We start from the raw sequence: 6,476 nt of genomic DNA on the forward strand, positions 1-6,476 counted from the left end.
TTATGAAGGTTCCACAGAAGGCCCCGGATATGTGGGCGGTGATTGAGAAGTATCCTGATGCGTATTCGCTGTTTGTTGATCCCGGGATACAGGAGATTGTTACAAAATATAACCGGGATTACCTGCACTGGGAGGAGCTGCGCCGCAGGAAACTGCCCGTGGAGGCGGAAAAACTCTGGGCCGTGATCAAAAGCAGCAGGTCGATGCAGGCACGACATATCGAATTCGGGGAATGGGACTTCCAGTACGTGCAATCCAATGAAACCCTGCGCAGGCTGCACCTGCTGGACACCCGGGGAGCCGGTAATCTGGAAGGCAGGCCGTGCGGTGTCAGTGCTGCGGATCGCAGGCGCTACATTGTCAACTCCCTCATGGAAGAGGCCATCGCCTCCAGCCAGCTGGAGGGTGCGGCCACCACCCGGGAAGCCGCCAAGCAGATGCTGAGGCAAAAGCGCCGGCCTCGGGATTACTCCGAAAAGATGATCGTCAACGGCTATCGCACCATCCGCAGGATCGCCGACATGAAAAGCAGGACGATTGACGTGGACACCCTGCTTGAAATCCACAGGGAGATCATCCGGGATACCATGGAAAACCCGGCGGATGAGGGCAAATTCCGGGACAATAACGACATAGTGGTAGCCGATCCGCAGGACAGTAGTAAAATCTACCACACTCCGCCGGACTACCGCAAAATCCCGGCACTCATGCAGGAATTCTGTGAATTTGCCAGCAGCGACGAAGACGAATTCATCCATCCTCTCATCAAAGGGATCATGCTGCACTTCCTCATCGGCTACACCCATCCCTTCATCGACGGTAACGGCAGGTGTGCACGCTCCGTCTTCTACTGGTACATGCTCAGCCGGGGCTACTGGCTCTTTGAATACATGCCCATCTCCCGGATACTGCTTCACTCCAAGACGAAATATGCCCGCGCCTATCTCTACACCGAAACCGATGAGAACGATCTGACATATTTCATAAACTACAACCTCTCGGCAATCGAAAAAGCCCTGGAAGACCTCGAGGAATACATTGTCCGCAAAAAGGAGGAGCAGGCCGCAGCCATGCAGCTGATTGAATCCGCTGAAAACTTAAACCTCCGGCAGGCCGACATCCTCAAAACCCTGTTTGAAGAATCCGACAGGCTGTTCTCCATTGCTGAAATAATGGGCAAATACAATGTTGCCTACGACACCGCAAGACGCGATATGCAATATCTCTCAGAACTGGGGTATATTGAGCAAATAAAGGTCCGCAACAAATTGATGTACAGGTATTCAGGTGTAACAGGGTGAATTAAATCCCGATGCCTTACCTCCAGTCAAATCAGTGCAATCAAATTTAATATACCAGAAACACGGATGATTAACTATGGAATATACAGTTGTTCTTGAGGTCGCAGAAGAGGGTGGGTACACGGCACGCTGTCTGGAACTCCCATCGGCTATAAGTGAAGGTGACACAAAGGCAGATGCCCTGGAGAATATCCGGGAAGCCACCGAACTGGTGCTTGAAGCGTCTCCTCAGGCAGTCCAATGTTGCAATGGATAAGTTTTGTAATTTTGAAGCAATACATCAATTCCTGAAAGTACCAAAAACTACCAATTTCTACCGGATTGGTAGTAATCCGCCAGAATGCCACCATTGACTGGACCCTGCGCAAAAACGTGCAGGCTAAAATGCGGGTAAACATAAAGCGATTACTCAAAAGATATGGTTATCCTCCGGACAAACAAAAAATGGCAACCCGAAATATATTGGAGCAGGCAGAGATAGTATGCAGGGATGCGGCAGTTTCTGCCGACTGAATTACAAATAAGAATTCATAAAAAATTCAGACCGATTGCTGAACTCTATCGAACTCTTCCTGTATTTCCAATGCTGGCTCTTTGTCCATTCGGGTTATCAACCAGATGACAAAACTGGAAAGGATGAATCCGGGTACGATCTCATAGAGGTCAAAGATTCCTCCGGACTGATGTTTCCACAGGATGACCATTAAACCGCCCTAGATTATTCCTCCAAGTGCTGCATTTTTTGTCATTTTCCTGGAGAACAGGGAAAAAATAAGGATAAAAAGGGCCGATATAGTTCGTAAAAGTTTGCTTTCATCCCGGAAACGATTCTCAAAATATGCCGGAATCGCCAGGGCATCTCCTGCTTCCTTTGTATATCTACGGATCCTTTTAGCAATTAATTTCCAGTTAAGATACGTTCCGACTCCAAATCCAAGCCCTATCCAGCCCGCTTCCATTCCTGACAGGTATGCATAGCCGGCAGCCCCAAAAGCAGTCACCCACTCATATCCGATGCCTGGGAACTCAGAGCTGTTACCCATTTGTTCAGCTTCCTTCCGCCATGAATATAGTCAGAGAGATTTTCGGTTTTTTGTAGTAATAAAAACCGATTGCCAACATAAAAAGGAGATATAAAAAAATAATTATTGCAACACTCTGTTTTCCGACTGTTATTTCCATGAATCGTATCTCCTCGGAAAATCATAATTGAATTACCTTCTAAATATGGGCTTTCAGTTATTAATGTTCGGATTTTACATGATCTCTTCATGGAAAATTGAAGTTTGTCTCACAATATCCACAATATCAAGGCTATGTAGAGTAAAAATGGGGTGAGGGGTATCAATCGTGCAAGTATGTTGATGCTGTAGGCCAGGCCCAGGTAATCATCCTTGAGCAATTTCATCGGCTCGGCCTTCAGAAAGGAGTGGATACTGTTAAACTTGGGGTGTAAAAAAGTAATAAAAAAAGATATTGGATGTCATTACTCTTTTTCAAGATGGACATCCAGCTGTGGGAATGGAATCTCTATTCCAAGTTCTCTGTACGCTTTAAATATATTTACGGTGAGTTCTTTTTTCACATCCCACAGGTCTTCCGTTTTGGTCCAGGCACGAAGTTGCAGGTTTACAGAGGAATCTGCAAGTTCGGTTGTCATTACTGCGGGGGCAGGGTCTGATAGTACCTTACTGTGGGATTTCATTGTCTCAATGGCAATTTCAATGGCCCTGTCTATATTGGAACTGTAACTTATTCCTACATCAACACTTACTCTTCTGGTGGGCAGGCGTGTTGCATTGATGATCGGGTTTCCCCAAACAAGCTTATTAGGAACGGTAATGAATTTGTTATCGGGTGTAAGGAGTTCGGTAGCCATAATCCCCACACCTGAAACAGTTCCTGTAATACCATTTATTTCTACGTATTCATTTTTATCTATGGGCCTCAGTGCAGCAATCCATATTCCGGCACCCAGATTTGTGAGTGTATCCTGCATTCCGAATCCAAGAATCAATCCAATCACAGCTGATAATCCCAGAACTACAGGCCCGACATCAAAATTCAATGTGGACAATGTGGCAAGGATTACAATAACGTAGAGGAGAATGCTGAAAAACCGTGCCAGAAAATCAATCACAAGTGAAGGTAATTTTGTTCTGGAGATACTGTCTTTAAACATTCCTGTCAGGATGCGGGCAATAATATAGCCTGCAACCAGTACTACCAGGGCCGCTCCGATGTCCCACACTGTAAGGTTGTTGAATTGAATTATTTCTGCCATTTTATCCTCCTTGGATCAATTTCACTCCATAAAGAAAATGGGGATATTAGGTATATAAAACAAATGTTTGGCTTTAACGCTTAAAGGTACATTTTGCATTATATGCCAATAATTCTTTTTTTGCAATAGCCGAGACTGTACCACTGGCATCCAGAACAAATATAATCGAATTTTTCTTCATCGATATATTTCAGTTTTTTGAGAAGCTCGCTGTATGGGTAATGCTTTCCAAAACCAATTCCAAGAGAATCGGCTACTTTTCTGTCAAGTATTTTGACTTCCGACTCGACTTCACAACCAAGAAGACTTATTTTATCATTTCCGCTTTGTGAATCACTTACTTTAAGTCTAGGGCAGGCAGTGCAAATACAATCCGGGGCATTTGTGATCTCTATTAAAGGGTCACTGTTATCCAGTTTTTCAATAATGTTTTCCATATTCTCTATAAATTGCTCAGAATAACCTTTCCCGATGAAGCCCTGGATGCAAAATATATGGTGTGCCCGGATTAGCATTTTATCCACGACTAAAAAAGTTGATGCAAAAGAGCGTAATATTCAGGGTACAAGTATGTCTCCTATGGAGTGTATGACTCCATTGCTGCATTCGATGTCCGGTTTGAGGATTGGTGTGTTTTCCACAAATATTTTCCCATCGTTTTCCCGCAACCTCAATTTGTTTCCTCCGATTGTAGTTAATGCATCCTGCTTGTGGAGGTCTTCACTGCTGTATTTTCCTTCTACGATATGGTAACTAATAATATCTCTTAGATAATCAGGATCTTCGAAGGCATCGTCTATCACTGAATCGGGAATGGGCTCAAAAGCACTTTCAACTGGCGCAAAAATGGTGTAAGGCCCTTCTGTGGAGTACTTTTCCGTAAGGCCAAGTGCTTTGGCTGCTTTTAAAAGGGTGGAAAATTCTCCCATGTCCTTTGCGGTTTGGATAAGGTCCTTTGGTTCCATTCTTGTCTCCTGTGGCTAATTTTGTCTGATTAATAGGAATCCAGCTGAGCTTGCATCAATTCTTTGTGTTTTTTTTCGAGGAAACTGTACACGGGTCCATGATTTGCTCCTTCTATGAGCATTTCAATTGCAGTTCTCATAATCTGGATTTGCTCCGGATATCCTATGAAACTGACTGTTTTTCCATAGATCGAGATTTTCACTCCGATGAGGTTCTCAGCAATTTCGCGAGTTTTGCCTCCTTTGCCTATAATCCTACCCTTTAAGCGGGTCATTTCTTTATTGGTGGATGCGTATTTTGAAAGATCAATAACCTCCAACATCAGCAGATCATCGTCCAGCATTGGTATTGTTTTTTCAGGGTTAAATCCTCTTCCAATGGCTTTGATTGTTTCGATGGCTCTGAGGGTTCCTACGGGGTCATCTCCCTGTATGATTTCCACACTCCCATTTTCACTGTCGATGTTGAGTTGAGAAGATGATTTTTCTTCTATGAATTTTTTAGTCTGGCCTTTTGGCCCGATGATTGCACCAATTCTATCTTTTGGTATTTTTAAATGTGTCATGATTTTCAACCTGTGATTACTTGTTTCTTTGTTTTTCGGTAATAATCCTTAAAAGTTCTTCTTCGTCGGGTTGTATGCCGTATTTCTTGAAGTGACGGGCAAGGTTTCTGATATCTCGTTTTAGAAAGTCATTTGCCGATGGATGCTCCAGTGTTACAGATTGTCCCATGTCTATGAGGTATGGTTCAAGGGTAGATGGATCTAGCAAAATATTGTATTCGCTAAGGTCTCCATGTACTAGTTTGGCTTCATTATAAAGGATTTCGAGGTAATGTATAATAGTCCCAAAAATTGTTTGTGCAGATGGTTCACTAAGTTTTACTTCCTTTAGAAGAGGGTAGGGTTTGTCTCCTTCTCCGATAAATTCCATGGCAAGTATGTTTTTGTGGGTATCTATTGGCCTGGGGGCAGCTATGCCGCATTCTCTGGCACGCATAAGATTGCGGTACTCTTTTTTTGTCCATGCAAATATGATATCTTTTTTCTTGTGACGTATATTGCTAAAACGTGGGTCTCCTCGTATATATTCATCCATGGAATTAAAGGTGCTTGAAGATATGCGGTATATTTTGAGGGCTATGCTTTTGTCTTTGCCTTCTGCAAGGAATACATTTGCTTCCTTGCCGGTGCTAATTGATCCGCCGAGACTTTCTATCACGCCTTTTCTTGCCAGGTCATAAAGAGCCTTGAGGGTGGCTTCATCAAATACATTTTCTTTTACTTTCAGGTGCTCACTGTCTTTGCGTCTGATGCGCATTTTGTCAACATCAGTGTCGAGTTTTCGTATGTCTTTTGATTCTTTTTCCATGCTGCCACATCGTTTCAATACATATTTCCCTGGCTTTGATCTTGTAATTTTTATTTTTGCAGGATCTTCGTTTTGTGTTTTGAAATATGCCAATTTGACAGGTTCTTCATGCTATTTATGCATTCCATTTACAGATGCTTTGTTTTTTGCCGTTCTCAACATTTCATTTCAATATTTGTTTGTACGATAACTATTAATATGAGTGAACATATGTAGGAGTCCCGCTCAATGAATGGGTGCAGATGTAGCATTCAATGTTTGCAGCTGCTTGATGCCTGTTTGTTCAGTGGAATTCAATAATACAAATGCTTATATACGTTTAATGCGTATCTATATGTCCTGTGAATTGCACAGGATTGGTGGCCTGTTTCATGCGCGAACCTCGCCGGTTTGTCGTATGATTTGATTCGGCTTGTCCGGATCAGAAGGTATATATATCAAAAGCGATATTCATGAGTTCCCGCACAATACGTGTGTGGAAACATAATCACCTTCATATCAATGGAGACAGGAGATAACAATTCTGTCTGACTCACGCAATGGCAGTTCGGT

At 43.2% G+C, this 6,476-nt stretch carries 10 protein-coding genes; 3 read left to right on the top strand and 7 right to left on the bottom strand.

Going from position 1 to position 6,476, the window contains the following annotated elements:
• Positions 1–2 precede the first annotated feature (2 nt).
• The 3 genes from EFE42_RS07975 to EFE42_RS07985 all read left to right on the top strand — a co-directional run bounded on the left by EFE42_RS07975 (position 3) and on the right by EFE42_RS07985 (position 1,814).
• Positions 3–1,301: a Fic family protein gene (locus tag EFE42_RS07975; RefSeq protein ID WP_233564776.1), complete on the top strand. Its 1,299-nt coding sequence runs from the start codon at positions 3–5 to the stop codon at positions 1,299–1,301.
• Positions 1,302–1,377: 76 nt separating this feature from the next.
• Positions 1,378–1,557, top strand: coding sequence for a type II toxin-antitoxin system HicB family antitoxin (locus EFE42_RS07980; RefSeq protein WP_123136744.1), 180 nt, complete (start codon positions 1,378–1,380; stop codon positions 1,555–1,557).
• Between the two features lie 65 nt (positions 1,558–1,622).
• On the top strand, positions 1,623–1,814 hold the full coding sequence (locus EFE42_RS07985) for a type I restriction enzyme endonuclease domain-containing protein (RefSeq protein WP_233564777.1): 192 nt from the start codon (positions 1,623–1,625) through the stop codon (positions 1,812–1,814).
• Between the two features lie 26 nt (positions 1,815–1,840).
• Here the strand turns inward: EFE42_RS07985 and EFE42_RS10520 are convergent, their stop codons facing one another.
• The 7 genes from EFE42_RS10520 to EFE42_RS08015 all read right to left on the bottom strand — a co-directional run bounded on the left by EFE42_RS10520 (position 1,841) and on the right by EFE42_RS08015 (position 5,924).
• Positions 1,841–2,005, bottom strand: a complete 165-nt coding sequence (locus EFE42_RS10520; RefSeq protein ID WP_158599209.1) for a hypothetical protein — start codon at positions 2,003–2,005, stop codon at positions 1,841–1,843.
• A 9-nt stretch (positions 2,006–2,014) separates the two neighbouring features.
• Positions 2,015–2,344 (bottom strand): hypothetical protein, encoded by a 330-nt coding sequence (locus tag EFE42_RS07990; RefSeq protein ID WP_233564778.1) that lies wholly within the window; start codon positions 2,342–2,344, stop codon positions 2,015–2,017.
• Positions 2,345–2,787: 443 nt separating this feature from the next.
• Positions 2,788–3,585 carry a mechanosensitive ion channel family protein gene (locus tag EFE42_RS07995; protein ID WP_123136746.1) on the bottom strand — a complete coding sequence of 266 codons (798 nt, stop codon included), beginning with the start codon at positions 3,583–3,585 and terminating at the stop codon, positions 2,788–2,790.
• Between the two features lie 98 nt (positions 3,586–3,683).
• Positions 3,684–4,100 (bottom strand): DUF1284 domain-containing protein, encoded by a 417-nt coding sequence (locus tag EFE42_RS08000; RefSeq protein ID WP_123136747.1) that lies wholly within the window; start codon positions 4,098–4,100, stop codon positions 3,684–3,686.
• 42 nt (positions 4,101–4,142) lie between these two features.
• Entirely contained in the window at positions 4,143–4,550 is a 408-nt protein-coding gene (locus tag EFE42_RS08005; protein ID WP_123136748.1) for a fasciclin domain-containing protein, read from the bottom strand.
• A 29-nt stretch (positions 4,551–4,579) separates the two neighbouring features.
• A complete protein-coding gene (locus EFE42_RS08010) occupies positions 4,580–5,116 on the bottom strand; it encodes a KH domain-containing protein (protein ID WP_199724110.1) in 537 nt (178 codons plus the stop codon).
• Between the two features lie 16 nt (positions 5,117–5,132).
• The gene (locus tag EFE42_RS08015) at positions 5,133–5,924 is read right to left on the bottom strand and encodes a serine protein kinase RIO (protein ID WP_123136761.1); all 792 of its coding nucleotides are present in this window, start codon (positions 5,922–5,924) and stop codon (positions 5,133–5,135) included.
• Between the last annotated feature and the right edge of the window lie 552 nt (positions 5,925–6,476).

This window comes from Methanohalophilus sp. RSK (assembly GCF_003722075.1).
In the GTDB taxonomy this organism is placed as follows: Archaea; Halobacteriota; Methanosarcinia; order Methanosarcinales; family Methanosarcinaceae; genus Methanohalophilus.

Bases quoted from the DNA above. Each gene is read 5' to 3' on its own strand.
- EFE42_RS07975 (WP_233564776.1), top strand. From the start codon at position 3: ATGAAGGTTCCACAGAAGGCCCCGGATATGTGGGCGGTGATTGAGAAG.
- EFE42_RS07980 (WP_123136744.1), top strand. From the start codon at position 1,378: ATGGAATATACAGTTGTTCTTGAGGTCGCAGAAGAGGGTGGGTACACG.
- EFE42_RS10520 (WP_158599209.1), bottom strand. From the start codon at position 2,005: ATGGTCATCCTGTGGAAACATCAGTCCGGAGGAATCTTTGACCTCTAT.
- EFE42_RS07990 (WP_233564778.1), bottom strand. From the start codon at position 2,344: ATGGGTAACAGCTCTGAGTTCCCAGGCATCGGATATGAGTGGGTGACT.
- EFE42_RS07995 (WP_123136746.1), bottom strand. From the start codon at position 3,585: ATGGCAGAAATAATTCAATTCAACAACCTTACAGTGTGGGACATCGGA.
- EFE42_RS08000 (WP_123136747.1), bottom strand. From the start codon at position 4,100: ATGCTAATCCGGGCACACCATATATTTTGCATCCAGGGCTTCATCGGG.
- EFE42_RS08005 (WP_123136748.1), bottom strand. From the start codon at position 4,550: ATGGAACCAAAGGACCTTATCCAAACCGCAAAGGACATGGGAGAATTT.
- EFE42_RS08010 (WP_199724110.1), bottom strand. From the start codon at position 5,116: ATGACACATTTAAAAATACCAAAAGATAGAATTGGTGCAATCATCGGG.
- EFE42_RS08015 (WP_123136761.1), bottom strand. From the start codon at position 5,924: ATGGAAAAAGAATCAAAAGACATACGAAAACTCGACACTGATGTTGAC.